Origin of the sequence: Capnocytophaga canis (assembly GCF_000827555.1) — a bacterium.
Lineage (GTDB): Bacteria > Bacteroidota > Bacteroidia > Flavobacteriales > Flavobacteriaceae > Capnocytophaga > Capnocytophaga canis.
Genome location: NZ_CDOI01000056.1, coordinates 1 through 310 on the forward strand (window position 1 = coordinate 1; position 310 = coordinate 310).

Below are 310 nucleotides of genomic sequence, written 5' to 3' on the forward strand. Positions count from 1 at the left end.
ATACAGCTTCATCGGGTACACATACGTTTACTTATACTATTTGTGATAAGGCAAATACAGGTATTTGCGATACAGCTACGGCGACTGTTACGATTAAGAATATCGACGCTGTTGATGATGATTTTGGAGTTCAAACTGTAGGAACGACCACCAAGACAGTGTTTGAAAATGACAAGTTGAATGGAGTATCACCAACGAGTGCGACGGTAAGTGTGACATCTACGAATTTACCAATTGGAGTAACACTTAATTCGGATGGTACGTTAACGATAGGAAATACAGCTTCATCGGGTACACATACGTTTACTTA

Annotated in this window: 1 pseudogene; it reads left to right on the forward strand. The window is 39.7% G+C overall.

The window, feature by feature from the left end:
- Positions 1-310 (forward strand): annotated as a pseudogene (locus CCAND38_RS11800) (hypothetical protein); the annotation flags it as partial.